This is a genomic window from Pseudomonas sp. G34, from assembly GCF_031119625.1.
Taxonomy (GTDB): domain Bacteria; phylum Pseudomonadota; class Gammaproteobacteria; order Pseudomonadales; family Pseudomonadaceae; genus Aquipseudomonas.
In genome coordinates, this window is sequence record NZ_JAVHZV010000009.1 from 226,754 (window position 1) to 252,342 (window position 25,589).

Below are 25,589 nucleotides of genomic sequence, written 5' to 3' on the forward strand. Positions count from 1 at the left end.
TCGCCGCCCTGCCGGCTACGATGCTCAGATCACCCGCGAAAAGCGCTGCTGGTTGGTCTCACCCAGGTAGCGGTCGAACAGCATGCACAGCGAGCGCACCAGCAGTCTTCCCGCTGGCAGCACCTCGATGCCGCCCTCTGCCAATTCGATCAGTCCGTCGCGGTGCATCTGCTGCAGTGCCGGCCAGGTATCGGCGAAGTAGCTGCGAAAGCTGATGGCGAAGCGCTGCTCGATGTCGGCGAAGTCCAGCTGGAAGTGACAGATCAGCTGCTGGATCACCGCGCGGCGGATCCGGTCATCGTCGTTGCAGCCCAGGCCACGCCCGGTGGCCAGCTGTCCGTTGTTCAGGCTGCCCTGGTAGGCGGCCAGATCCGAGCTGTTCTGGCAGTACAGGTCACCGACCTGGCTGATCGACGACACGCCCAGGCCGATCAGGTCGCAGTGGCCGTGGGTGGTATAGCCCTGGAAGTTGCGTTGCAGGCTGCCGTCTTCCTGGGCGCTGGCCAGCTCGTCGTCGGGCAGGGCGAAATGGTCCATGCCGATATAACGATAGCCGGCGCTGGCCAGCTGCTCGATGCTGCCCTGCAGCATGGCCAGCTTGTTCGCGGCACTGGGCAGTTGCCCGCTGTCGATACGCCGCTGCGGCATGAAGCGCTCCGGCAGGTGGGCGTAGTTGAACAGCGACAGGCGATCGGGCTGCAGGGCGATGACCTGCTGCACGGTGTGGGCGAAATTTTCCGGTGTCTGCTGCGGCAGGCCGTAGATCAGGTCGATGTTCACCGAGCGAAATTGCAGGGTACGCGCCGCTTCGATGATCGCGCGGGTTTCTTCCAGGCTCTGCAGGCGGTTGATGGCGCGCTGCACCTTGGGGTCGAGATCCTGCACACCGAGGCTGACGCGGTTGAAGCCCAGCTCACGCAGCAGGCCCATGGTCGACCAGTCCGCCTCACGGGGGTCGATCTCGATGCTGTAGTCGCCGCTGTCGCCATCGAGCAGGCTGAAATGCTCGCGCAGCTTGCTCATCAGCTGGCGCAGCTCGTCATGGCTGAGAAAGGTCGGGGTGCCGCCGCCCAGGTGCAGCTGCTCGATGCGCTGACGTTTGTCGACATGCTGGCCGATCAGCGCCATTTCCCGTTCGAGTGCCTGCAGATACGGCTGAGTGCGCCCGCGATCCTTGGTGATCACCTTGTTGCAGGCGCAGTAGTAGCAGATGTTGGCGCAGAACGGCAGGTGCAGGTACAGCGACAGCGGGCGCAGCGCGCGGCGACTGGCGCGCAGGGCGTGCAGCAGGTCGAAGGAGCCGACGCCGTCATGGAACTGCACGGCGGTGGGATAAGAGGTGTAGCGCGGGCCGGCCTGATCGTAGCGGCGGATCAGGTCGGAATCCCACTGGATGGCGTCGAGCATGGCGAGTTCCGCTTCAGCAGTGAATGCTCGGCAGTCTAGGCAACGCAGTGGTGGGGCTTTTTGATCTGAGTCATGGGGTCGCAGCGGTGGCGCGACCGTTGGGTCTATCAGCTCGGTAGCCTGGGTGAGCGCAGCGCAACCCGGGAGGCGCTTGCCCTGGGTGTCGCTGCGCTCGACCCAGGCTACAAAAGACGGGCGTCAGTGCCCCATCAGCCAGTGCTGGTGCGGCCCGGGCAGCGTCCACAGGCCGAACAGCATCACCAGCAACCCGCCGGCGACACGCACGCCACGCTTGCGCAGCAGGCCGACCAGGCGCTCGGCCGCCAGCCCGGTGGCCAGCAGCACCGGCAGGGTGCCGAGGCCGAAGGCGAACATCAGCGCGGCGCTGCGCAGGGCATCACCCTGGCTCGCCGCCCACAGCAGGGTGCTGTACACCAGCCCACAAGGTAGCCAGCCCCACAGACCGCCGAGAATCATGGCGCGGGGCAGGCTGGTGATCGGCATAAAGCGTCGGGTGATCGGCTGCAGGTGGCGCCAGAGGCCGCGGCCCAGCGCTTCGATGCGTGTCAGGCCGCTCCACCAGCCGGCCAGATACAGGCCCATGGCGATCAGCAGCAGCCCGGCGATGCTGCGCAGCACGGTGGCCAGCGGGCCGCTGGCCAGGGCCCAGCCGGCCAGGCCGAGCAGCAGGCCGGCTGCCGTGTAACTGAGAATACGCCCGGCGTTGTAGGCGACCAGCAGGCGCAGGCGCTGATGGCGTCGCTCGGCTGGAATGGCCAGGCTCAGCGCGCCCATCAGCCCGCCGCACATGCCCAGGCAATGGCCGCCACCGAGCAGGCCGAGGATCAGCGCGGAGATCAGTTGCGGCAGCAGGTCAGTCATGGTCTTTGCCGGCGGGCTCGTGCTTGGCCTGTTTCACCGCCGCCTGATGGCGCGGGTCGTCGTCATCGAAGAGGATGCGGTGCGCCGGGCTGTCGAGGTCGTCGTACTGGCCGCTGTCCACCGCCCAGAAGAACAGCCACACGGCGAAGGCGACCAGCAGCAGGGCAACGGGAATCAGGATATACAGGGCGGTCATGGTGCTTTCCCCAGGCGCAGTGCGTTGAGTACCACCAACAATGAGCTGAGCGACATGCCCAACGCAGCCCAGATCGGGGTGATCCAGCCCAGGGCGGCGAAGGGCAGCACCAGGCCATTGTACAGCCCGGCCCAGGCCAGGTTCTCGATGATGATGGTGCGGGTGCGACGCGCCAGGCCCAAGGCATCGACCAGGCTGGTGAGGCGGTTGGAGAGCAATACGGCATCGGCGCTGGTCTTCGCCAGGTCGGAGGCCGAGCCCATGGCCACGCTGATATCGGCACCAGCGAGTACCGGCACGTCGTTGACGCCGTCACCGAGCATCAGCACGCGGCGGCCTCGCGCCTGCAGGTCGCGCAGGATGGCCAGCTTGGCATCCGGGGGCAGCCCGCCGCGGGCCTGCTCGATACCCAGCTGGCGGGCCACCTCGCCGACCATGGGCGAGCTGTCGCCGCTGAGCAGCAGGATCTGCCAGCCACGCCCGCGCGCCGCCTCGACCAGGGCCGGCGCATCGTCACGCAGGCGGTCGTCGAGTACGAACCAGGCCAGCGGCCCTTGTTCGTCACCGAGCAGCAACCATTGGCCCTGTTCGCCGGAGAGGGTGGGCGCAGGGCAGCCGCTCAGCGCGCTGACGAACCCGGCCTGGCCGATACGCAGGCGACGCCCCTCGACCACAGCTTCAAGGCCCAGGCCCGGCACGTTCTGCAGCGCCTCGACCCGCGCCGTGGCGCGACCGAAGGCGCGGGCGATCGGGTGTTCCGACTGGCTTTCCAGCGCGGCGGCCAGGGCCAGGCAGGTATCGCCATCCAGTGCGCCGAGCGGGTGCACGGCGCGCAGGGTCAGGCGGCCTTCGGTGAGGGTGCCGGTCTTGTCGACGATCAGCGTGTCGATCTGCTCCAGGCCTTCGAGCACGTGGCCGCGGGTCAGCAGCATGCCGAGCTTGTGCAGGGTGCCGGTGGCGGTGGTCAGGGCGGTGGGCGTGGCCAGGGCGAGGGCGCAGGGGCAGGTGGCGACGAGCAGGGCGAGCACCACCCAGAATGCCCGCGAGGCATCGAGCTGCCACCACACCAGGCCGACGATGGCCGCCACCACCAGCACGATCAGCAGGAACCACTGCGCCACCCGGTCGGCGATCTCGGCCAGGCGCGGCTTCTCGCCCTGCGCCCGCTCCAGCAGACGGACGATGGCCGACAGCCGGGTAGCGTCGCCCAGCGCCTGCACCTCGACGGTCAGCGGCCCTTCGACATTGAGGGTACCCGCGGTCACGCCATCGCCGACCGTGCGGGGTTGTGGCAGGTATTCGCCGGTGAGCAGCGACTCATCGACGCTGGACTGTCCAGCCAGCACCTGGCCGTCGGCCGGCAGCAGCGCACCGGGCGGCACCAGCACGCTGTCGCCGACGCGCAGCTCACTGAGCAGGATGCGCTGGCTGTGGCCCCACTTATCCAGGCGCAGGCACGAGGCCGGCAGCAACTTGACCAGTTGCGCGGTGGCAGCGGCGGTGCGTTCCCGGGCGCGGCGCTCCAGGTAGCGACCGCTGAGCAGGAACAGGGCGAACATGCCCACGGCATCGAAATACAGCTCGCCATGCCCGCTGACCGTCGACCAGATGCCTGCTCCATAGGCGCCGCCGATGGCCAGTGATACCGATACGTCCATGCTCAGGTGGCGGGTGCGCAGGTCACGCAGGGCACCGCGAAAGAACTGGCCGCAGCAGTAGAAGACGATGGGCGTGGTGAGAAACAGGCTGACCCAGCGCAGGATGCTGTCCAGCTCCGGGCTCAGGTCGACGTTGAACTCCGGCCAGGTGGCCATGCTGGCCATCATCACCTGCATCCACAGCAGCCCGGCCACACCCAGCTGGCGCATGGCGCGGCGGTTTTCCCGGGTCAGTTGCTCGGCGGCGGCATCCGCCTGCCAGGGGTGGGCGGCGTAGCCGATGCGGCGCACCTCGCCGAGCAGCCCGCTCAGGGGAAGGACGCTGGCGTTCCAGCGTACCCGCAGGCGATGGTTGGACAGGTTCAGGTGCGCCTCGGCCACGCCGGGCAGGGCATTGAGGTGTTTCTCGATCAGCCAGCCACAGGCCGCGCAGCTGATGCCCTCGATCAGCAGGCTGGTTTCGCTCGACTCGCCCTGCTGTTCGACGAAGGGCTGCTGCACGTCGCGGCGGTCATACAGGGCCAGCTCGTCGGGCAGCGCCTGGGGCAACTGTTGGGGGTTGTTGGCCGTTTCGCTGCGGTGGCTGTAGTAGTGCTCCAGGCCACTCTGCACGATGGTTTCGGCCACCGCCTGGCAGCCCGGGCAGCACAGCGCGCGCGATTGGCCCAGCACCACGGCCGTGAAGCGGCTGCCCGCCGGGACTGGCAGGCCGCAGTGGTAGCAAGGTGCCGGGCTGCTGCGCTCGAGTGGCGCGCCGGTGGCAAGCGAGGTGTCGATCAGCGTTGATCCCCGAGTTGAATGCGCTTGCCGGGTTGCAGGGTTTCTTCCTCGAACAGGCGCCAGTCCTGGCCGCCTTCCTGGCCGATCAGCTCGACGAAGCGCCGGCCTTGCACGCTGTCCTGCAGGTTGCCGCGGTACAGGCCCTGGCCTTGCTGCTGCAGCACCACGCGGCGATCGCGCTCCGGCTGGGTCGGCGACACCAGGCTGAGCACCAGTTGTGCGGGCGCGCTGGCACCATGCAGTTGCAGCTCGGCGATGCCGCGTTCGTCATCCAGATCCAGCGTCGCCTGCAGCTTCAGGCGCAGCGCCAGGTTCTCGCGCTCCAGGGACTGGTTGATGCCCTTGCCGACGTCGTAATAGTCGTCGGAGATCAGCCCCGGCGGGTTGCGTGTGGCGATGGTCAGCAGGGTCAGCCCCTGGATCACCGAGTAGCCGAGCAGGGCGATCAGGAACCAGGGCCAGAACTGCTTGTACCAGGGGGCGGGTTGGAGGTCTTCGTTCATGGTTGGCCTGCTCTTTCATTCGATTTGGTGGGCTGAAGCCCACCCTACAGTTGTAACTCGGTAGGGTGGGCCGGGCAGCGATCCGCGAAGCCCAGCGGCCTTCGTCTATCTCACGCTCGGGCCGATAAAGCGGCTGCTGGCGTCGTTGTGGATGCTGGCGTCGTCGGTGGCGCGGATATGGAAGGTGATCTCGTTGGTGCTCGAGGGCAGCTTCTCGGCATCGATGGACAGCTCCACCGGGATCGCCAGCACCTCGCCGGCCAGCGCGCGCACTTCGCGGCGGCCTTCGTAGACCAGGCCGTCCAGGCCGTCGGCGTCGATGCGGTAGACGACGTCCTGCTGGGCCTTGTTCATGATCTTCAGGGTGTAGACGTTCTCGATCCGGCCCAGCTCGTTCTCGCGGTAGAGTACCCGATCCTTGAGCACGTCCAGCTCGACCAGCGGGCGGTTGCTCACCGCCCAGGCGAACACCGCCAGCATGGCCAGCAGGGCGATGGCGTAGCCGATCAGCCGGGGGCGCAGCAGGCGGGTCTGCTGCCCCGAGAGGTTGTGTTCGGTGGTGTAGCTGATCAGCCCGCGCGGATAGTTCATCTTGTCCATGATCGCGTCGCAGGCGTCGATGCACGCGGCGCAGCCGATGCATTCGATCTGCAGGCCGTCGCGGATGTCGATGCCGGTCGGGCACACCTGCACGCACAGGGTGCAGTCGATGCAATCGCCCAGGCCCTGGGCCTGGTAGTCGGCGCTTTTCTTGCGTGGGCCGCGGGCTTCGCCACGGCGCGGGTCATAGGAAACGATCAGGGTGTCCTGGTCGAACATCACGCTCTGGAAGCGCGCATAGGGGCACATGTGGATGCACACCTGCTCGCGCAGCCAGCCGGCATTGCCGTAGGTGGCGAGGGTGAAGAAGGCGATCCAGAACAGCGCCCAGCCGCTGGCCTCGAAGGTGACCAGCTCGGCGAGCAGCTCGCGGATCGGCGCGAAGTAGCCTACGAAGGTCAGTGCGGTGGCCAGGGAAACGCCCAGCCAGATGCTGTGCTTGGCGAAGCGGCGAACGAATTTGTTGGCACTCATCGGCGCCTTTTCCAGCTTCATGCGCTGGTTGCGGTCGCCCTCGGTGACCTTCTCCGCCCACATGAAGATCCAGGTGAACACGCTCTGCGGGCAGGTGTAGCCGCACCATACCCGGCCGGCGAACACGGTGATGAAGAACAGCCCGAAGGCAGCGATGATCAACAGCGCCGAAAGCAGCACGAAATCCTGGGGCCAGTAGGTGGCGCCGAAGATGTGGAACTTGCGCTCCGGCAGGTTCCACCACACCGCCTGGTGGCCGTTCCAGTTCAGCCACACGGTGCCGAAGTAGAGGATGAACAACAGGGCCCCGCCAGCACGCCGCAGGTTGCGGTAGAAACCGCTGAACGCGCGGGTGTGGATCTTCTCGCGACTGGCATAGAGGTCGATGGTCTCGCTAGGCGGCGTGACGTTCTTGACGGGAATCTGTTGGCTCATCGAGGGCTACCACAACGGTTGGTCGGGCCTGCCGCGACCGATACGTGCCGGTCGCGATCATTCGCTGCGCCGATGGTACGCCGCCGTGCCGGATCGGGCTTGCGGCTACCCGTCGCAGGGTAGGTGCAGGGCCATGCTAGGCCCGGCATGGCGAAGCCGTCCTGACCCAGGTCAGTGCACTCAATCTTTCTCCCGGTTTTCCGGCGGCGCTGGGGCCTTTTCCCGCTGCGACAGGCTGTACACGTAAGCCGCCAGCAGGTGCACCTTGTCGTTGCCGAGAAACTCCGCCTGCGCCGGCATCTGGCCGCTGCGCCCGAAGCGAATGGTCTGCTGCACCTGGGCGAAGCTGGAACCGTACAGCCATACCTTGTCGGTCAGGTTCGGCGCGCCGAGCACCTGCATCCCCTTGCCATCGGGGCCGTGGCACATGGCGCAGTTGCTGGCGTAAAGCTGTTTGCCCTGGTTCATATCCACGGCTATGTCCGCTGGGTTTTCGAGGCCCGAGAGGCTGCGCACGTAGCCGGTCACGTCGCGTACGCCGTCGTCGCCGAGAATGGCCTGCCAGGCCGGCATCGCGCCCTGGCGGCCCTGCATGATGGAGGTCTTGATGGTTTCGGGGGCGCCGCCGTACAGCCAGTCATCATCGGTCAGGTTGGGGAAACCGAAGGCGCCCTTGGCATCGGCGCCGTGGCACACCGCGCAATTGTTGGCGAACAGGCGGCCGCCGATTTTCAGCGCCTGTTCGTCTTTGGCCAGCTCGCCAAGGGGCGTGGCCGCGTAGCCGGCGAACAGCGGCCCGTAGCGTGCGTCGGCGGCGGCCATTTCGCGCTGCCATTGGCCGACCTGGGTCCAGCCCCCGTCATAACCCGGCAGCAGGCCCTTGAAGTTGCCCAGCCCGGGGTAGAGCAGCAGGTAGCCGAAGGCGAATGCCAGGGTGCCGAGAAACAGCAGGAACCACCAGCGCGGCAGCGGATTGTCATATTCCTCGATGCCGTCGAAGCTGTGCCCGGTGGTTTGCTCGCTGTCCTCCGGGCGCTGGCCCTTGCGGGTGGCGATCAGCAGCCAGGTCAGGCCCAGCAGCGTGCCGAGGGTGGCCAGGGCGATGAACAGGCTCCAGAAGGTGCTCACGGTTTATCGTCCCCAGCCTTCTCGTCACGCGGGCTGGCGCTATCCGCTTCGTCGGCGAAGGGCAGGTTGGCCGCTTCGTCGAAGCTGGATTTGCGCTTGTTGCTGTAGGCCCAGAGCACCACGGCGACGAAGGCGATGAACACCACCGCGGTGCCGATGCCGCGGATGGTGCCGATGTCGGTCAAAAAGGCTGGCATGGTGTCACCGCTTGTTGTGGATCGCGGTGCCGAGCACCTGCAGGTAGGCGATCAGTGCATCCAGCTCGCTCTTGCCTTCTACAGCTTCACGGGCTCCCGCGATCTCGTCGTCGCTGTAGGGAACGCCGAAACCCTGCATCACCCTGAGCTTCTCGGCGCTGAGGGCGCCGTCGAGTTTGCGCTCGGCCAGCCAGGGGTAAGCGGGCATCTTCGACTCCGGCACCAGGTCGCGCGGGTTGATCAGGTGCACGCGGTGCCACTCGTCCGGGTAGCGCCCGCCGATCCGCGCCAGGTCCGGGCCGGTGCGCTTGGAGCCCCACAGGAAGGGGTGATCCCACACGCTTTCACCCGCCACCGAATAATGGCCGTAGCGCTCGGTCTCGGCGCGGAACGGGCGGATCATCTGCGAATGGCAGCCCACGCAGCCTTCGCGGATATAGATGTCGCGGCCCTCGAGCTGCAGCGCGGTGTAGGGCTGCATGCCGGCCACCGGCTCGTTGACCACATCCTGGAAGAACAGCGGCACGATCTGGGTGAGGCCGCCGATGCTCACGGCGATGACCATCAGCAGGGTCATCAGGCCGAGGTTCTTTTCGATCAGGTCGTGCTTCATCGGCCGGCCTCCCCAGGTTGCGTCACGGGGATCCGCGCGTTGGCCTCATAGTCGGCCGGCTGGGCGGCGCGAATGGTGCGCCAGGTGTTCCAGGCCATCAGCAGCATGCCGGCGAAGAAGATTGCGCCGCCGATCATGCGCACCACGTAGCCCCAATGGCTGGCCGCTACCGACTCGATAAAGGAATAGGTGAGCGTGCCGTCCTCATGCACCGCACGCCACATCAGGCCCTGGGTGATGCCGTTGACCCACATGGCGACGATGTACAGCACGGTGCCGATGGTGGCGAGCCAGAAGTGCAGGTGGATCGCCGCCAGGCTGTGCATCTGCTCGCGGCCGAACACCCGGGGGATCAGGTGATACAGCGCGCCGAAGGTGATCATCGCCACCCAGCCCAGGGCGCCGGCGTGCACGTGGCCGATGGTCCAGTCGGTGTAGTGCGACAGCGCATTGACGGTCTTGATGGCCATCATCGGCCCCTCGAAGGTCGACATGCCGTAGAACGCCAGGGACACCACCAGAAAGCGCAGGATCGGGTCGGTGCGCAACTTATGCCAGGCGCCGGAGAGGGTCATCATGCCGTTGATCATGCCGCCCCAGCTCGGCGCCAGGAGGATGATCGACATCACCATGCCCAGGCTCTGCGCCCAGTCCGGCAGGGCGGTGTAGTGCAGGTGGTGCGGGCCGGCCCAGATGTACAGGGTGATCAGCGCCCAGAAGTGCACGATCGACAGCCGGTACGAGTAGATCGGCCGGTTGGCCTGCTTGGGCACGAAGTAATACATCATTCCCAGGAAACCGGTGGTCAGGAAGAAGCCTACGGCGTTGTGGCCGTACCACCACTGGATCATCGCGTCCGTGGCGCCGGCATACACGGAGTAGGACTTGAAGGGGCTCACCGGCACGGCGGCGCTGTTGACCAGGTGCAGCATGCCGGTGACCAGGATGAACGCGCCGAAGAACCAGTTGGCCACGTAGATATGCCGGGTACGGCGCTTGAACAGGGTGCCGAAGAACACGCCGATATAGGCGAACCAGACGATGCCCAGCAGGATGTCGATCGGCCATTCCAGCTCGGCGTATTCCTTGCTGCTGGTGTAGCCCAGCGGCAGGCTGATCACCGCGGCGACGATCACCGCCTGCCAGCCCCAGAAGGTGAAGGCTGCCAGGCGGTCGGAGACCAGCCGCACCTGGCAGGTGCGCTGCACCACGTAATAGCTGGTGGCGAACAGCGCGCAACCGCCGAAGGCGAAGATCACCGCATTGGTATGCAGCGGGCGCAGGCGGCCGAAGCTGGTCCAGGGCAGGTCTAGATTCAACTGCGGCCACACCAGCTGCGCGGCGATGAACACCCCCAAGGCCATGCCCACCACGCCCCAGACCACGGTCATCACCGCGAACTGGCGCACCACCTTGTAGTTGTAGGCAGCCGGGCTGCTTGCTGGGCTCATGCTGGGTTCCACGCTGGGCTGGGCGCTGCCGCGGGGCGACAGGCATTTCAGGCGGCGCGAGTATCCCCGACCGGCAAGGGCGGTGCAATGCGTGGGAAATGTGGTGCAAGGGTTCCGCCAGCTATCACAAGTGGCGTTGCGGCGGTGCTTGGGCGAGCGGGGAAGGATTGGGGATGGGTTCCCGGGTTTAGCTGCGCTCAACGCCAGGCTATGGAATTGACGATGGGACTTGTAGCCTGGGTAGAGCGAAGCGAAACCCGGGATTACCCCTGGGTATCGCTGCGCTCAACGCCAGGCTACATGGTTACTTGGCTGCTTCTTTGCTGCGGCTCAAACTCAGCACATAGGCAGCCAGCAGGTGCACCTTGTCGTTGCCCAGGTACGGCTCCTGGGCCGGCATCTGGCCGTTGCGGCCATAGCGGATGGTCTGCTGCAGTTGCGCCAGGCTCGAGCCGTAGATCCAGCCACCCGGGTGAGTCAGGTCCGGTGCGCCCATGGCCGCCGTGCCGGTGCCCGCCGGGCCGTGGCAGGCCACGCAGGTGGTGGAGAACAGCTGCTTGCCCTGTTCCAGGTCGACGTTGCTGCCCTCGGCCAGCGGCAGGCCCGCCAGTTCATGGCGCACGTAGCCGGCGACGTTGCGCACGCCGTCATCACCGAGCACCTGGCCCCAGGCCGGCATCACGCCGATGCGGCCGTTGAGGATGGTGGTCTTGATGGTCTCGGCATCGCCGCCCCAGCGCCAGTTCGCGTCGGTCAGGTTGGGAAAGCCCACCGCGCCCTTGGCGTCCGAGCCGTGGCAGATCGAGCAGTAGGTGGCGAACAGCCGGCCGCCCATCTTCAGCGCCTGCTCGTCCTGGGCCACCTGCTCCAGGGGCATGGCCGAGTACTTGGCGAAGATCGGCCCGTACTGTGCGTCGGCCTTGGCCACCTCGCGCTGCCACTGGGCGACTTGCGTCCAGCCGTCTTCATAGCCCGGCAGCAGGCCCTTGAAGTTGCCCAGGCCTGGATACAGCGCCAGGTAACCGGCGGCGAAGATCAGCGTGCCGAGAAACAGCATGAACCACCAGCGCGGCAGGGGATTGTCGTATTCCTCGATGCCATCGAAGGAATGGCCCATGGTCTGGTCGGTGGTGTTGTTGCGTTCCCCCTTGCGCGTGGCGAACAGCAGCCAGAACAACGCGACCAGGCTGCCGAGGGTCAGCAGCGTGATGTACCAGCTCCAGAACGTGCTCATGGGGTGTCTTTCCTTACTGCTGCTTTGTTGGGTTCATCGGCGAAGGGCAGGTTGGCCGCATCGTCGAAAGCCTTGGCGCGTTTGCCGCTATAAGCCCACAGCGTCACGCAGGTGAAGGCGATCAGTACCAGGGCGGTACCGATGCCACGCAGCATGCCGATGTCGATAAAGTCGAAAAGCATGGAATCACCTCTTGTTCTTCAAGGCAGTGCCGAGCACTTGCAGGTAGGCGACCAGGGCGTCCATCTCGGTCTTGCCCTTCACCGCGGCGCTGGCGCCGGCGATGTCGTCATCCGTGTAGGGCACGCCGAGAAACTGCATGGCCTTGAGCTTGGCCGGGGTGTCCTTGCCATCCAGCACGTTCTCGACCAGCCAGGGGTAGGAGGGCATTTTCGACTCCGGCACCACGTTGCGCGGGTTGTAGAGGTGCGCACGGTGCCACTCGTCCGAGTAGCGGCCGCCGACCCGGGCCAGATCCGGGCCGGTGCGCTTGGAGCCCCACAGGAAGGGGTGGTCCCACACGCTCTCGCCAGCCACCGAGTAGTGGCCGTAGCGCTCGGTCTCGGCGCGGAACGGGCGGATCATCTGCGAATGGCAGCCCACGCAGCCTTCCTTGATGTACACGTCGCGGCCTTCGAGCTGCAGCGCGGTGTAGGGCTGCATGCCGGCGACCGGCTCGTTGACCACGTCCTGGAAGAACAGCGGGACGATCTGCGTCAGCCCGCCGATGCTGACGGCGAACACCATCAGCAGGGCCATCAGGCCGACGTTCTTTTCGACGATTTCGTGTTTCATCAGTGGGCTCCCTCAACCGAATACAGGGCGGCAGCTTCGATTTCTTCCGGCTTGCTGGCGCGCACGGTCTGCCAGGTGTTCCAGGCCATCAGCAGCATGCCGGTGAAGAAGATCGCGCCGCCGATCACCCGCACCACGAAGCCGGGGTGGCTGGCCTCCAGTGCCTCGACGAAGGAGTAGGTGAGCGTGCCGTCGCTGTTCACCGCGCGCCACATCAGGCCCTGGGCGATGCCGTTGACCCACATCGAGGCGATGTACAGCACGGTGCCGATGGTGGCGAGCCAGAAGTGCGCGTTGATCAGGCCGATGCTGTGCATCTGCTCGCGGCCGAACACCTTGGGAATCATGTGGTACAGCGAGCCGATCGACACCATGGCGACCCAGCCGAGGGCGCCGGCGTGCACGTGGCCGATGGTCCAGTCGGTGTAGTGGGAAAGGGCGTTGACGGTCTTGATGGCCATCATCGGGCCTTCGAAGGTCGACATGCCGTAGAACGCCAGGGACACCACCAGAAAGCGCAGGATCGGGTCGGTGCGCAACTTATGCCAGGCGCCCGAGAGGGTCATCATGCCGTTGATCATGCCGCCCCAGCTCGGCGCCAACAGCACCAGCGACATCACCATGCCCAGGCTCTGCGCCCAGTCCGGCAGAGCGGTGTAGTGCAGGTGGTGCGGGCCGGCCCAGATGTACAGGGTGATCAGTGCCCAGAAGTGCACGATGGACAGGCGATAGGAGTACACCGGGCGCCCGGCCTGCTTGGGCACGAAGTAGTACATCATGCCCAGGAAGCCCGCGGTCAGGAAGAAGCCCACCGCGTTGTGGCCGTACCACCACTGGATCATCGCGTCGGTGGCACCGGCGTACAGCGAGTAGGACTTGGTCATGCTCACCGGCACTTCCAAGTTGTTGACCACATGCAGCAGCGCCACGGTGAGGATGAACCCGCCGAAGAACCAGTTGCCGACATAAATGTGGCTGACGTTGCGCTTGATGATGGTGCCGAAGAACACGATCGCGTAGCTGACCCAGACGATGGTGATCAGGATGTCGATCGGCCATTCCAGCTCGGCGTATTCCTTGCTGCTGGTGTAACCCAGCGGCAGGGTGATGGCCGCCAGCAGGATCACCAGTTGCCAGCCCCAGAAGGTGAACGCCGCCAGCTTGGGCGCGAACAGCGTGGCCTGGGAGGTGCGCTGTACGGCATAGTAGCTGGTGGCGAACAGGGCGCAGCCGCCAAAGGCGAAGATCACCGCGTTGGTGTGCAGGGGCCGCAGGCGGCCGAAGCTGGTCCACGGCAGGTCGAAGTTGAGCCACGGCCAGGCGAGCTGCGCTGCGATAAGCACGCCGAGCCCCATCCCGACTATGCCCCACACCACCGTCATGATGGCGAATTGGCGAACCACCTTGTAGTTATAGGCGGAACTGGTTGTTGTGTTCATGTCTGGGTTTCCATCCACGGTTATGGGCAGATCATCTGCAGCCCCCGCGCACGGATAAATCCGTACACGAAAAAGGGCTTTTTTATGAGCGAGGCAAGCATGCGAGAAGGGCAGCGAAGCGGTATTGACGCCGGTCAACAGGCACAGGAAAGCCCGGCAGCAGCGCTGCGCTGGGATCGGCCGACGGGCACCAGCCTGGCCACGCTGATCCTCGCCCACGGTGCCGGCGCGCCGATGGACAGCGACTTCATGAACCTGATGGCAGGCAAGCTCGCCGCCCGTGGCGTAACGGTGGTGCGCTTCGAGTTCGCCTACATGGCCGCACGCCGCCAGGACGGCAAGAAGCGCCCGCCCAACCCCCAGGCCAAACTGCTCGACTGCTGGCGCGGCGTGCATGCCGCCGTGCGACAGCAGGTCACCGGGCCGCTGGCCATTGGCGGCAAGTCCATGGGCGGGCGCATGGCCAGTCTGCTGGCCGACGAACTGGATGCTGACGGCCTGGTCTGCCTGGGCTACCCCTTCCACGCCATCGGCAAGGCCGACAAACCCCGCACGGCGCACCTGGCCGACCTGAAAACGCCGACCCTGATCGTGCAGGGCGAGCGCGACACCATGGGCGACCGCCACACCGTGGCCGGGTATCAGCTATCGGCGGCCATCGAACTGTGCTGGCTGACGGCAGGCGACCACGACCTCAAACCGTTGAAGGTGTCCGGCTACAGTCACGAGCAGCACCTGGAGGCGGCGGCGGATGCGGTCGCGGCGTTTCTTAGAACCTGTTAACGATCCCTATGTAGATGAAGCGGCAGCTACAAGGCAGAAGCAGCCCCCTCGTAGGGTGGACGACGCTTCACCCGTCCACCGCACTACTAGCGGCTGCTCAACGATCCATTGTGGGAGCGCGCCATGCGCGCGAATCGCGGGCATGGCCCGCTCCCACAGGTACTGCACCGATGTCCGCTTCCGCCACTTAGCTGCCCGAATCGGAACCTGAGCTGAAAGATCATTCGGATAGTACCCACGCGGAGCGTGGGAACGATCAAAAGGCAGGAGTGGACATCGGGCTCTGCCAGTTTTGTAGGAGGGGCTTTAGTTTGTAGGGTGGACGACGCTTCACCCGTCCACCGCTCTGCAATCGCAACGGTGGATGAAAAAAGCGCCATCCACCCTACGGGCTGACCAAGGAGTGGAACAGGAGTCGCTGCGTCGGCGCCCTGATCCCGTAAAGAGCGCTATTGCATCAACCTCTGGCCACAATGCAGGCAGTTCGCGGTCGCCGGGTCATGGTAGTCACCAGCGCGTTCGTCGAACCTATGATGGGGCGTTTTTCGACAGCGGGGGCAGCTGTAACGCACCAGCAACTGATGCTGGCGATACAGGTTGAGCAGGCCGCCGGCAATGATCACGGCCAAGCCGATCACCACGGCGTCAGGGGCGCCGAAGATCACCAGCACGAACAGCGCGATCACCAGTACGCCAAGCAGCGACTGCAGGAAGTCCACATGATGGCGCAGGCGGTTGTAAGCGTTCTGATCCATGGCAGGGCGTCCTTGTTATCGGGTGGCCGTTGCCAGTTTGGCGTCAGTTACACCGTCATGTGCCTGGTGGAAAACAAATGAAGCAGTTTGAGGTTACTCGGTTGTGCTGGTCGGGCTTTCGGCTGCCTCGGCTTCCAGCTTCGCCCTGTCGGCCTTGCTGATGTATTTGGGCTTGCTGCTTTTCGGTGCCAGCTTGGCGTTGGCCTTTTTCGCGTGGGCCTCCAGCAACTGCTTGATCTTCTTGCGGCGATTCATGGTGCTACCTGCGTCTCGATCGGTGGTTTGGTGTGTGGCTCAGCCTGCGTTTTTGGTCAGCCCCATGCCCTGGCTTGCCGGTGCCGTCAGCGCAAAGCCGAACTGCTGATAGAGGCGATACGCCTCACCGTCGGCGATCAAACTGACGTACGCCGATTCTGGCACTTCGCGAGCGATGTAATCGCTGATTGCGGCCATGATCTGCTTGCCCAGGCCACGCCCTTGATGGGCCGGCAGCACGGCGATATCCACCACCTGATAGAACGCGCCGCCGTCACCGATCACCCGGCCCATGCCGACAGGCTCGCCAGCGCAGAGGATCTGCACGGCGAACAGGCTGTTGGGTAAACCACGGCTTGCCGCCTCGACGGTCTTGGCGCTCAGCCCGGCTGCAGTGCGCAGATGGCGGTAGGTCTCCACCGACGGGATGGCGTGCAGGATGGAGTAGGCGGTGGCGTTTTCGGTCATGGGAGAAATTCCTGAAATCACTGCAGTGCTACAGCTGGCGTGTGCCAGCTCAGCAGCAGTGTCTGGCTGCCGCCGTCTTCTGGCAAGGTGTCGATAAGCGTCATGCCAGCCTTGCTCAGCACCCGCCGGGAAGCGGCATTGTCCGGCGCGACGGTGGCGATGATCTGCGTCAGGCCCAGCTGCCGGGCCGCGTAGGGTAGCAGGGCGCACACCACTTCGCTGGCATAGCCATGGCCCCAGTGCTCGCGGGCGAAGGCGTACTTCACCTCGGGTTTGTCCTGATCATCGGGGTGCACCAGCCCGCAGAAGCCGATCACCGCGCCGCCGTCGCGCAAGGTCACCGCGTACATGCCGTAGCCGCGCTGCCGGTAGTTGTTCGCCGTCACGTCGAGCCAGTTGGCCGCCTGTTGCGGCGTCAGCGCCACGCCATCACCGACCCAACGCATGGCCTCGGCATCGCCGTAGATCCGCAGCAGCGGCTCCACGTCATCAGGCACCCAGCGCCGCACCAGCAGGCGCTCGGTCATCAGCACGAGCGTGCCATCGAGTTCCTTCACGGCTGGTCGCCCTGTGCGGTGAGGTAGCGTGCCAACAACAACGGCAAGGCCTTCTCGCGCCAGAAGACCAGGCTGATTCCACCCGACGACATGCCGCCATGGGCGTGCCGCTCGACGAATACGGACGACTGCTCCGCGTATGGCGACAAGCCAACCAGGCGCTCGAAGGTGGCATCTAGAATTTCGGCCAGCTGCGCTTCGCTTCGCGGAAGCGGCAAGGCGGCCAGCGCCTCGCTCATTTCCCGCCACAGATAGGGATCGCCCCGCAGACCCCACTGGCTGGGATCAGGCTGGAAGAGGTCGGATAGGGTAGTGCTGGACATCGATTCAGGTGATCTCTGCTGTGGTGTACGCGTGATGTCAGTCGACATCGGTGGCGTTGCGCAACCTTATCGCCCGGGCCGCCATATAGACGCGGTTCGAGGCCTCATCCAACGACTCCATGCCGACAATGAAGCGGCCATTTTGCCACGGCGCGTAATCGTTGAAGCTGCCCATGCCGCCGTAAACGGACATCACCGAACACGCCAGGCCGGTCAGCTCATCCCCATCGTAACGGCTGCCCGCCAGCGCTCGGGCAGTCGCCAGGCAATTGCGGAAATGCGTGCCCCAGTGGCTATCGGGGTCGAGGGCGAGAATCTCGGTGAGCGCTTCAAGGTGAACGATTAGTTCGTTCAGCTGGGTTTGCGGATTGGTCATGGTGCGCCGGGTTGTGGGTCTGTATCGAACGAGGAGTATGCCTCAGGCGTTTCCACGTTGAGGCTCCGTCCCATGGATAAACACCGTGTAGGTATCGGCGGGCCGGTGCTGTCAGCCAGGTCAAGAGCATGGCTGATGGCGCCGCGATGATAGGTGCCGTGGTTGACCAGATGGAAGATCGCTACTTCACGGTTCAGCATGCCCTGCTTGCCATCCACGAAAACAAAGCGAATAGGCTCCTGAAATTGCGCAGGTTCAAGGCCTTCAAGGTACTCAGCTTAGTAGGGTGGACGACGCTTCATCCGTCCACCAATTTCAGAGTGCAATGGTGGATGAAAAGAGCGTCATCCACCCTACTTGCTGCCAGTGCGTTACCACGCGGAGCGTAACGATAAGACCGGACGGTTTGAATATTTGTTAGGGCTACAGCGAACCCATTTTGGGAAAGGTAAGTGTATTAAAGAGTCGGTAGTGCCAATTTAGGAGATCTTTTATTTCACCCAGAATTGTTGCGTGCTTTATAAGGACGTAATTTAGTTCGCCGTTAATGTATTCTTTCCATAAGCGCTCCGTGTACTGATGGTCAGAGTGTTGAAGAATTCCGTTGTAAATGTAGCCAAACTCGCATTCAGCTAAGATTTTTCGAACTGCCCGAACTCTCTCCGCGAGACTGGCCCTGAATTCGGTCGTTATATCTTTGCCATTCTCGTGTTGAACGGTAATGGAAAGATATCTTGTTGGGTCGGCACCAAGTTTCTTATGGCACCAAGCGTGAATGTTCTGATAGTGGACGGAGTCCCCCTGGTTCTGGATGATCGGGCGATACTCATTTAACACATGCTTAATATCGTCGATGTTGTTTGGGAAGTATCTGCCTTTGTGCTCTGCGATATTTACGCTATCTACTGTAGGTAATGATTCATACTTCGTGACGAAGCAAAAAGACTGAGCGCGTTCAAAGTCCGTAAGTACATCCAGGGGTGCGCTTATTACGTAGCGAAACGATATATTTCCTGAGATTATCGTCGTGAGTTCTGCGTGCCCCTTCTCAATGATGCGCACGATGTCTTTGTTAATGGCATCGAATTTGGCTTGAATATCTGCAGGGGATTCCTTCTGAAGAATATTCATTTTTGCAACCCTAACTGATTAAGCTAAGGGGCAGGCTTTAGCCCATCCCAGTGAGCGAAACGAACGATTTGAGCGCATTGTTAGCAGTTTTGGCCTACTAGCGGGTTTGCGGCTTCAAAGCAGTCTGTGCCTGGCATTTGCCCTTTGAAGAAACCTTCGAAAACCAACATGAATCGCTCTCTAACTTCATACACCTCGGTACGTTTTAAATTCTTAAACCTGTAGCTATCTCTTTTGTCAAAATGACAGCTAATAGAAAGTAGAGTGTAGCTAAATATTCGGAACGTACGCCACTGTATGTCAGGTGATCTACTGCCGACGAGTTCGTACAGTGCCCACTCTAATTCCCAATACTTATCCATAGACCAATGCTGTTTTTCGTGAAGCTGTCCTGTAAATGATGTGTCTTCGTATTCATCGCACGATGCGAAGTTTTTAGCGAGTACGGATTCTGGGGTCATGGCAGCTAACGTTTGGCTAAGGGGTCGGCTTCGCCGGTCCCGAGTGAGCGGAGCGAACGACCTGAGCCAATTGTTAGGCTGCGGGGCCGCTGGCTTCGATTTTCTGTATATGCGCCGATACCGAACCGTCCCAGAAGCACTTCAGCTTAGTAGGGTGGACGACGCTTTATCCGTCCACCAATTCAGAGTGCAATGGTGGATGAAAAGAGCGTCGTCCACCCTACTTGCTTTGTCCAGATAGATTAATGACTCAAAAATCCCTTTCTTATTCACGACTGAGTCCTCTAGGTGAAATTCCGCTAACGCTGGCAGCATGCGCACGCACGGAATGAAGCTGAAGACGCGATGTAGTGGGCGTCGCTGTACCTGCCCTGGTTAGGCATTTCTGTAATGATCCTCAAGCCAACTCAAGGCCTCGTCAGCAGTATAAATAGTAGGATCATAGACGGCGTAGGCATTGCCCTCATGAACAATGTATTTGCCTACGACCTTGACCTCTCCCGAAAACCCAACCTCGTTTAACTTTCGACAAAGCTGATCCTCACCGTGCTCATACACCACGCGTGTATAGTCCATCACGGTGTCAGAGACTATTCCATGCCGGTTAAAGCTTGCCATCGCCTCAGCAACATCTACAGATGAAATATTTTTGATCGTCTCTAGCACTTCATGGAGTGAATCGCTCGATATACTGCTCATGAATTGCGCTCAATTGCCTACCGATTAAACCGCGCCACCAACGAATACTGCCCCTGCGCCGTACTGGTCAGTTCTTCACTCAACAGCGCCGTGCTCTGTGCCTCGCCCGCCGTCTGGTCGGAGAGTTGGGCGATGGTGGTGATATTGCGGCTGATTTCGTCGGCCACGGCGCTTTGTTCTTCGGCGGCGGCGGCGATCTGGTCGGCCATTTCGTTGATGTTGGCGACCGCATCGCTGATGCCGGCCAGGGCTTGGTCGGCCTGTTGCACGCGTTCGACGCCTTCGTCGGCCTGTTTGCGGCCGATGTCCATGGTCAGCACGGCTTCGTCGGCGGTGCGTTGCAGTTTGGCGATCAGGGCGTGGATCTGGCCGGTGGATTCGGCGGTGCGTTGCGCCAGGGAGCGGACTTCGTCGGCGACCACGGCGAAGCCGCGGCCCATTTCGCCGGCGCGGGCGGCTTCGATGGCGGCGTTGAGGGCCAGCAGGTTGGTCTGGTCGGCGATGCCCTTGATCACGTCGACCACGCCGCCGATTTCGTTGCTGTCCTGGGCGAGGCGGGTGACGGCTTCGCCGGTTTCCCCCACCGACAGGGACAGGCGCTGGATCGCTTCGCGGGTTTCACTGGCGATGGTGCGGCCTTCCTGGGTCAGGCGGTTGGCCTCCTGGGTGGCGATGGCGGTGCGCGCCACGTTGTTGGCCACTTCCAGGGTGGTGGCGGCCATTTCATTGACGGCGGTGGCGACCTGGTCGGTCTCCTCGCGCTGGCGCTGCAACCCGGCGGAGCTGTTATGAGCCAGCACGTCGGCCTGCTTGGCTTGTTTGGCGAGGTTTTCGGCGCTGTCCTGCAGGCGGGTGAGGCAGGTTTTCAGGCGTGCTTCCTGGCTGAGGATGGACAGTTCCAGGCGGCCTTCGACGCCACGGTTATCCGTGTACATCTGCGCGATCAGCGGGTCGGACGTCGTTTGTTCGGCCAGTTGCAGCAGGCGCTTGGTACCGCGGCTCTGCCACGCCAGGCCGAGCAGGCCGAGGGGAATCGACAGCGCGGCGGCGGCGGCGAAGCCCCAGGTGCTGTCCAGCCAGGCGCCAACCAGGAAACCGACCTGGCTGACCAGAATGAATGGCAGCCAGTTCTGCAGCACCGGCAGCCAGCGGTCACGGTTGGGGATGGCGGCCTTGCCGGCATTGATACGCGAGTAGAGGGCCTGGGCGCGCTGCACCTGCTCGGCGGTGGGTTTGCTGCGCACCGACTCGTAGCCGGTGACCTTGCCGTCATCCAGTACTGGCACCACGTAGGCGTTGACCCAGTAGTGGTCGCCGCTCTTGCAGCGGTTCTTGACGATGCCCATCCACGGGCGGCCGGCTTTCAGGGTTTCCCACATATGGGCGAACACCGCGGGTGGCACGTCCGGGTGGCGCACCAGGTTGTGCGGCGCGCGGATCAGCTCGTCGCGGGAAAAGCCGCTGATCTCGACGAAGGCATCGTTGCAGTAGGTGATCTGGCCCTTGAGGTCGGTGGTCGAGATCAGGCGCTGCTGCGCCGGGAAAGTCCGCTCGTTACCGGTGATGGGCTGGTTGTTACGCATGGCATCTACCCTGATGTCAGTGCGATGCCTGGTGGGAGCTAGGGCAGGCTGGCGACGCGTCGCGGTGCCTACAGACCATGGCCTTGGGCCTGGACCCGTTGCAGCTGAGTCGGCCGATCCTACAGGCAACGCTTTTTTTGGTTATCGCTTACGCGTGGCAGGGCTGCAGTGTAACCAATATTCGAGGTTCGTCACATTTTGACGCCGGTAAAGCGGCAGTCCGTTGGTAGGGGGGTGTAGCAGACATAAAAGAAACCCGGGTGTCGCTGCGCTCGACCCGGGCTACGGAGAGGCCTGCGCAGTGCCGCCAGAAGCGACACCGCGCGGGTGATCGTCAGCCGGCGATCAGCTGGCGCAGCACGTAGTGCAGGATGCCGCCGGCCTTGAAGTACTCGACCTCGTTGAGGGTGTCGATACGGCAGAGCAGCTCGACGCTTTGCTGCTTGCCGTCTTCGCGGGTGATCTCCAGCGTCAGCGGCATGTGCGGGCGCACCTCGACGCCGTCCAGGCCCTTGATCGCCAGGGTTTCCTTGCCGGTCAGGCCCAGGCTCTTGCGATCCGCACCGTCGGTGAACTGCAGCGGCAGCACGCCCATGCCCACCAGGTTGGAGCGGTGGATGCGCTCGAAGCTCTCGGCGATCACCGCTTTCACGCCCAGCAGGTTGGTGCCCTTGGCCGCCCAGTCGCGGCTGGAGCCGGTGCCGTATTCCTTGCCGGCGATCACCACCAGCGGGGTGCCTTGCTCTTGGTAGCGCATGGCGGCGTCGTAGATCGCCAACTTCTCGCCGCTCGGTACGTGCAGGGTGACACCGCCTTCCTCGCCGTCGAGCATCTCGTTGCGGATGCGGATATTGGCGAAGGTGCCGCGCATCATCACTTGGTGGTTGCCCCGGCGCGAACCGTAGGAGTTGAAGTCGCGCGGCTCCACGCCCTGCTCGCGCAGGTAGCGACCCGCCGGGCTGTCGGCCTTGATGTTGCCGGCCGGGGAGATGTGGTCGGTGGTCACCGAGTCGCCGAGCAGCGCGAGGATGCGTGCGTTGGCGATATCGGTGATCGCCGGTGGCGCCTGGTCGATGGCCTCGAAGAACGGTGGGTGCTGGATGTAGGTGGAGTCGTTCTGCCAGGTGTAGGTGTCGGCTTCGGGCACCTGGATGGCCTGCCACTGCTCGTCGCCGGCGAACACCTCGGCGTACTCCTTGCGGAACATGGCGGTACTGACCTTCTGCACCGCCTCGGCGATTTCCTTCTGGCTCGGCCAGATATCGCGCAGGTACACCGGCTTGCCGTCATGGTCTTCACCCAGCGGCTCTTCGGCGATGTTGATGCGCACGCTGCCGGCCAGGGCGTAGGCAACCACCAGGGGCGGCGAGGCCAGCCAGTTGGTTTTCACCAACGGGTGCACGCGGCCTTCGAAGTTGCGGTTGCCGGACAGCACCGAGGCGACGGTCAGGTCATGTTCCTGAATGGCTTTCTCGATGGGATCCGGCAGTGGGCCGGAGTTGCCGATGCAGGTGGTGCAGCCGTAGCCGACCAGGTCGAAACCCAGCTTGTCGAGGTATTCGGTGAGCCCGGCAGCGGCGAAGTATTCGGTCACCACCTTGGAGCCCGGCGCCAGCGAACTCTTGACCCAAGGCTTGCGCTGCAGGCCTTTTTCCACGGCCTTCTTGGCCAGCAGGCCGGCAGCCATCATCACGCTCGGGTTGGAGGTGTTGGTGCAGGAGGTGATCGCGGCGATCACCACGGCGCCGTCGCTGATCGGGTGTCGATGGCCGTCCATCTCGTAGTGGATTTCGTTCTGCGCGGCGTTGCCGACGGCCACGCCACCGCCGCCTTCGCTTTCCAGGCGACCTTCCTCTTTACGCGGCGGCTTGAGTTGCAGGCCGAGGAAGTCCTCGAAGGCCTGGCCGACCTGGGGCAGGGCGACGCGGTCCTGCGGGCGTTTCGGGCCCGCCAGGCTGGCTTCCACCTGGCCCATGTCCAGTTCCAGGGTGTCGGTGAACACCGGCTCGCTGCCCGCCTGGCGCCACATGCCCTGGGCCTTGGAATAGGCTTCGACCAGCTTGACGGTCTCGTTGGGGCGGCCGGACAGGCGCAGGTAGTCCAGGGTGATTTCATCGACCGGGAAGAAGCCGCAGGTGGCGCCGTATTCCGGGGCCATGTTGGCGATGGTGGCGCGGTCGGCCAGGGGCAGTTCGGCCAGGCCGTCGCCATAGAACTCGACGAATTTGCCGACCACGCCTTTCTTGCGCAGCATCTGGGTGACGGTCAGCACCAGGTCGGTGGCGGTGATGCCTTCCTTGAGCTTGCCGGTCAGCTTGAAACCGATCACCTCGGGGATCAGCATCGACACCGGCTGGCCAAGCATCGCCGCTTCCGCCTCGATGCCGCCGACGCCCCAGCCGAGCACGCCGAGGCCGTTGATCATGGTGGTGTGCGAGTCGGTGCCGACCAGGGTGTCGGGGTAGGCGTAGGTCACGCCATCTTCTTCCTTGGTCCACACGGTGCGGCCCAGGTACTCCAGGTTGACCTGGTGGCAGATGCCGGTGCCCGGCGGCACCACGCTGAAGTTGTCGAAGGCGCTCTGGCCCCAGCGCAGGAACGCATAGCGCTCGCCGTTGCGCTGCATCTCGATCTCGACGTTCTCGCCAAAGGCCTCGGGGCTGGCGAACTTGTCGACCATCACCGAGTGGTCGATCACCAGGTCCACCGGCGACAGCGGGTTGATCTTCTGCGGGTCGCCGCCGGCCTTGGCCATGGCGTCGCGCATGGCGGCCAGGTCGACCACCGCCGGCACGCCGGTGAAGTCCTGCATCAACACCCGGGCAGGGCGGTACTGGATCTCGCGGTCGGAGCTGCGCTTGTGCAGCCAGTCGCTGATGGCCTGCAGATCATCTTGCGTGACGGTCTTGTCGTCCTGCCAGCGCAGCAGGTTTTCCAGCAGCACTTTCAGCGACACCGGCAGCTTGTCGATGTCGCCCAGCTGTTTGGCGGCGTCCGGCAGGCTGAAGTAATCGTAGGATTTGCCGTCCACCTCGAGGGTGCGGCGGCAGTTCAGGCTATCGATGGAAGGCATCGTGCATCTCCTTATGGCTTGCACGGTACAAGCCGTTCTGGTTTGGCAGAGCTTCTGCGACTCTGCGCGAGTGTTCCCTGGGCCGGCTCGTGTGGCGTGCGGTGAGCCGTCGCCTGATGGTGCGCCTGTCGAGCATAGTCCGTCGGCGCAGCTGGCGATGCCGGGATGCTGTTCTCTGGACAGGGAGCAGAGGCCCCGGGTTCCAGTTTTCGCTATCATGCGCGGCCTAAAGAGGAGCCCTGATGAAGACTTTGTTACTGCACTGCCGCCCCGGCTTCGAGAACGAGGTGTGTTCGGAGATTTCCGAGCATGCGGCGCGCCTCGATGTGCCCGGTTACGCCAAGGCCAAGCCCAATAGCGCCTGCGCCGAATTCATCTGCAGTGACGAGGCGGACGCCGAGCGGCTGATGGCTGGGCTGCGCTTCAGTCAGTTGATCTTCATTCGCCAGTGGGCGCGCGGTAGCTTCATCGAATTGCCCGAGAAGGATCGTATCAGCGTGTTGCTCGAACACCTGGCGCCGCTGCCGACCTTCGGCAGCCTGTGGCTGGAGGTATTCGACACCAACGATGGCAAGGAGCTGTCCGGCTTCTGCAAGAAGTTCGAAGGCCCGCTGCGCAAGGCCCTGATGGCTGCCGGCCGGTTGGCGGAGAACGCCCGCGCGCCGCGCCTGCTGCTGACCTTCAAGAGTGGCCGCGAGGTGTTCCTCGGCATGGCCGAGGCGAACAATTCGGCGATCTGGCCGATGGGCATCCCGCGCCTCAAGTTCCCCCGCGAGGCGCCCAGCCGCTCGACCCTGAAACTCGAAGAGGCCTGGCACACCTTCATCCCCCGCGAGCAGTGGGACGAGCGCCTGTCGGACGAGATGACCGGCGTCGACCTGGGCGCCGCACCGGGCGGCTGGACTTACCAACTGGTGCGCCGCGGCATGCTGGTGACTGCCATCGACAACGGCCCGATGGCCGAGAGCCTGATGGACACCGGCCTGGTCAAGCACCTGATGGTCGACGGCTTTACCTGGAAACCCAAGCAGCCGGTGGACTGGATGGTCTGCGACATCGTCGAGAAGCCCGCACGCAGCGCCGCGCTGCTGGAAACCTGGATCGGCGAGGGACATTGCCGCGAGGCGGTGGTCAATCTCAAGTTGCCGATGAAGCAGCGCTATGCCGAGGTGCAGCGCCTGCTCGAACGCATCGCCGAAGGCCTGGCGGCGCGCAAGGTCAAGGCGAGCATCGCCTGCAAGCAGCTGTACCACGACCGCGAGGAAGTGACCTGCCACCTGCGCCGCCTGAGCAAGTAAACAGGTTAGATAAGTGCGCCATCGCTGCCGATGGC

28 protein-coding genes are annotated in these 25,589 nt (G+C 63.9%); 3 read left to right on the forward strand and 25 right to left on the reverse strand.

Annotation, left to right across the window (positions count from 1 at the left end; all coding sequences use genetic code 11):
- Positions 1–24 precede the first annotated feature (24 nt).
- The 14 genes from hemN to ccoN (QYS36_RS06590) form a co-directional block, all read right to left on the reverse strand.
- Complete coding sequence (gene hemN, locus QYS36_RS06525; RefSeq protein WP_308838709.1) at positions 25–1,407, reverse strand: oxygen-independent coproporphyrinogen III oxidase; 1,383 nt, start codon at positions 1,405–1,407, stop codon at positions 25–27.
- 198 nt (positions 1,408–1,605) lie between these two features.
- Entirely contained in the window at positions 1,606–2,289 is a 684-nt protein-coding gene (locus tag QYS36_RS06530) for a sulfite exporter TauE/SafE family protein (protein ID WP_308838710.1), read from the reverse strand.
- Positions 2,282–2,485, reverse strand: coding sequence for a cbb3-type cytochrome oxidase assembly protein CcoS (gene ccoS / locus QYS36_RS06535; protein ID WP_308838711.1), 204 nt, complete (start codon positions 2,483–2,485; stop codon positions 2,282–2,284). Before ccoS ends, QYS36_RS06530 begins: the two co-directional genes overlap by 8 nt.
- The gene (locus tag QYS36_RS06540) at positions 2,482–4,920 is read right to left on the reverse strand and encodes a heavy metal translocating P-type ATPase (protein ID WP_308838944.1); all 2,439 of its coding nucleotides are present in this window, start codon (positions 4,918–4,920) and stop codon (positions 2,482–2,484) included. Before QYS36_RS06540 ends, ccoS begins: the two co-directional genes overlap by 4 nt.
- On the reverse strand, positions 4,920–5,426 hold the full coding sequence (locus tag QYS36_RS06545) for a FixH family protein (protein WP_308838712.1): 507 nt from the start codon (positions 5,424–5,426) through the stop codon (positions 4,920–4,922). Before QYS36_RS06545 ends, QYS36_RS06540 begins: the two co-directional genes overlap by 1 nt.
- 105 nt (positions 5,427–5,531) lie before the next feature.
- Positions 5,532–6,935, reverse strand: a complete 1,404-nt coding sequence (gene ccoG, locus QYS36_RS06550) for a cytochrome c oxidase accessory protein CcoG (protein ID WP_308838713.1) — start codon at positions 6,933–6,935, stop codon at positions 5,532–5,534.
- A gap of 180 nt (positions 6,936–7,115) precedes the next feature.
- Positions 7,116–8,063 carry a cytochrome-c oxidase, cbb3-type subunit III gene (ccoP, locus tag QYS36_RS06555; protein ID WP_308838714.1) on the reverse strand — a complete coding sequence of 316 codons (948 nt, stop codon included), beginning with the start codon at positions 8,061–8,063 and terminating at the stop codon, positions 7,116–7,118.
- Positions 8,060–8,260, reverse strand: a complete 201-nt coding sequence (locus QYS36_RS06560; protein WP_308838715.1) for a CcoQ/FixQ family Cbb3-type cytochrome c oxidase assembly chaperone — start codon at positions 8,258–8,260, stop codon at positions 8,060–8,062. The genes ccoP (QYS36_RS06555) and QYS36_RS06560 overlap by 4 nt, the downstream gene beginning before the upstream one ends.
- Positions 8,261–8,264: 4 nt before the next feature.
- Positions 8,265–8,873 carry a cytochrome-c oxidase, cbb3-type subunit II gene (ccoO, locus tag QYS36_RS06565; protein ID WP_308838716.1) on the reverse strand — a complete coding sequence of 203 codons (609 nt, stop codon included), beginning with the start codon at positions 8,871–8,873 and terminating at the stop codon, positions 8,265–8,267.
- The gene (ccoN, locus tag QYS36_RS06570) at positions 8,870–10,324 is read right to left on the reverse strand and encodes a cytochrome-c oxidase, cbb3-type subunit I (RefSeq protein WP_308838717.1); all 1,455 of its coding nucleotides are present in this window, start codon (positions 10,322–10,324) and stop codon (positions 8,870–8,872) included. Before ccoN (QYS36_RS06570) ends, ccoO (QYS36_RS06565) begins: the two co-directional genes overlap by 4 nt.
- Before the next feature lie 304 nt (positions 10,325–10,628).
- Positions 10,629–11,558, reverse strand: a complete 930-nt coding sequence (gene ccoP / locus QYS36_RS06575; protein ID WP_308838718.1) for a cytochrome-c oxidase, cbb3-type subunit III — start codon at positions 11,556–11,558, stop codon at positions 10,629–10,631.
- A complete protein-coding gene (locus tag QYS36_RS06580) occupies positions 11,555–11,740 on the reverse strand; it encodes a cbb3-type cytochrome c oxidase subunit 3 (RefSeq protein WP_308838719.1) in 186 nt (61 codons plus the stop codon). Before QYS36_RS06580 ends, ccoP (QYS36_RS06575) begins: the two co-directional genes overlap by 4 nt.
- A 4-nt stretch (positions 11,741–11,744) precedes the next feature.
- A complete protein-coding gene (gene ccoO / locus QYS36_RS06585; RefSeq protein WP_308838720.1) occupies positions 11,745–12,353 on the reverse strand; it encodes a cytochrome-c oxidase, cbb3-type subunit II in 609 nt (202 codons plus the stop codon).
- A complete protein-coding gene (gene ccoN, locus QYS36_RS06590) occupies positions 12,353–13,792 on the reverse strand; it encodes a cytochrome-c oxidase, cbb3-type subunit I (protein ID WP_192423396.1) in 1,440 nt (479 codons plus the stop codon). Before ccoN (QYS36_RS06590) ends, ccoO (QYS36_RS06585) begins: the two co-directional genes overlap by 1 nt.
- A 99-nt stretch (positions 13,793–13,891) precedes the next feature.
- Between ccoN (QYS36_RS06590) and QYS36_RS06595 the strand changes: the two genes are divergently transcribed.
- A complete protein-coding gene (locus QYS36_RS06595; RefSeq protein WP_308838721.1) occupies positions 13,892–14,575 on the forward strand; it encodes an alpha/beta family hydrolase in 684 nt (227 codons plus the stop codon).
- A gap of 449 nt (positions 14,576–15,024) precedes the next feature.
- Here the strand turns inward: QYS36_RS06595 and QYS36_RS06600 are convergent, their stop codons facing one another.
- The 7 genes from QYS36_RS06600 to QYS36_RS06630 all read right to left on the reverse strand — a co-directional run bounded on the left by QYS36_RS06600 (position 15,025) and on the right by QYS36_RS06630 (position 17,509).
- Positions 15,025–15,330, reverse strand: coding sequence for a hypothetical protein (locus tag QYS36_RS06600; RefSeq protein WP_308838722.1), 306 nt, complete (start codon positions 15,328–15,330; stop codon positions 15,025–15,027).
- Positions 15,331–15,423: 93 nt separating this feature from the next.
- Positions 15,424–15,585, reverse strand: coding sequence for a DUF2986 domain-containing protein (locus QYS36_RS06605; RefSeq protein WP_308838723.1), 162 nt, complete (start codon positions 15,583–15,585; stop codon positions 15,424–15,426).
- Between the two features lie 39 nt (positions 15,586–15,624).
- Complete coding sequence (locus QYS36_RS06610; RefSeq protein WP_308838724.1) at positions 15,625–16,053, reverse strand: GNAT family N-acetyltransferase; 429 nt, start codon at positions 16,051–16,053, stop codon at positions 15,625–15,627.
- Positions 16,054–16,070: 17 nt separating this feature from the next.
- The gene (locus tag QYS36_RS06615; protein ID WP_308838725.1) at positions 16,071–16,610 is read right to left on the reverse strand and encodes a GNAT family N-acetyltransferase; all 540 of its coding nucleotides are present in this window, start codon (positions 16,608–16,610) and stop codon (positions 16,071–16,073) included.
- Entirely contained in the window at positions 16,607–16,933 is a 327-nt protein-coding gene (locus tag QYS36_RS06620; protein WP_308838726.1) for a hypothetical protein, read from the reverse strand. Before QYS36_RS06620 ends, QYS36_RS06615 begins: the two co-directional genes overlap by 4 nt.
- A 37-nt stretch (positions 16,934–16,970) precedes the next feature.
- Positions 16,971–17,309, reverse strand: coding sequence for a DUF6966 domain-containing protein (locus tag QYS36_RS06625; protein ID WP_308838727.1), 339 nt, complete (start codon positions 17,307–17,309; stop codon positions 16,971–16,973).
- A complete protein-coding gene (locus QYS36_RS06630) occupies positions 17,306–17,509 on the reverse strand; it encodes a DinB family protein (RefSeq protein WP_308838728.1) in 204 nt (67 codons plus the stop codon). Before QYS36_RS06630 ends, QYS36_RS06625 begins: the two co-directional genes overlap by 4 nt.
- Here QYS36_RS06630 and QYS36_RS06635 point away from each other — a divergent pair.
- On the forward strand, positions 17,438–17,698 hold the full coding sequence (locus tag QYS36_RS06635; protein WP_308838957.1) for a hypothetical protein: 261 nt from the start codon (positions 17,438–17,440) through the stop codon (positions 17,696–17,698). The two genes, QYS36_RS06630 and QYS36_RS06635, sit on opposite strands and share 72 nt — an antisense overlap.
- Before the next feature lie 34 nt (positions 17,699–17,732).
- Here the strand turns inward: QYS36_RS06635 and QYS36_RS06640 are convergent, their stop codons facing one another.
- From QYS36_RS06640 to acnA, 4 genes are all read right to left on the reverse strand, one after another.
- Positions 17,733–18,440 carry a hypothetical protein gene (locus tag QYS36_RS06640; RefSeq protein ID WP_308838729.1) on the reverse strand — a complete coding sequence of 236 codons (708 nt, stop codon included), beginning with the start codon at positions 18,438–18,440 and terminating at the stop codon, positions 17,733–17,735.
- Positions 18,441–19,276: 836 nt separating this feature from the next.
- On the reverse strand, positions 19,277–19,600 hold the full coding sequence (locus QYS36_RS06645) for a hypothetical protein (RefSeq protein ID WP_179538564.1): 324 nt from the start codon (positions 19,598–19,600) through the stop codon (positions 19,277–19,279).
- A gap of 17 nt (positions 19,601–19,617) precedes the next feature.
- Positions 19,618–21,183, reverse strand: a complete 1,566-nt coding sequence (locus tag QYS36_RS06650; RefSeq protein WP_308838730.1) for a PAS domain-containing methyl-accepting chemotaxis protein — start codon at positions 21,181–21,183, stop codon at positions 19,618–19,620.
- A gap of 334 nt (positions 21,184–21,517) precedes the next feature.
- On the reverse strand, positions 21,518–24,256 hold the full coding sequence (gene acnA, locus QYS36_RS06655) for an aconitate hydratase AcnA (protein WP_308838731.1): 2,739 nt from the start codon (positions 24,254–24,256) through the stop codon (positions 21,518–21,520).
- Between the two features lie 242 nt (positions 24,257–24,498).
- Here acnA and rlmM point away from each other — a divergent pair, with 242 nt between their 5' ends.
- On the forward strand, positions 24,499–25,554 hold the full coding sequence (gene rlmM, locus QYS36_RS06660; protein WP_308838732.1) for a 23S rRNA (cytidine(2498)-2'-O)-methyltransferase RlmM: 1,056 nt from the start codon (positions 24,499–24,501) through the stop codon (positions 25,552–25,554).
- The last annotated feature ends 35 nt before the right edge of the window (positions 25,555–25,589 follow it).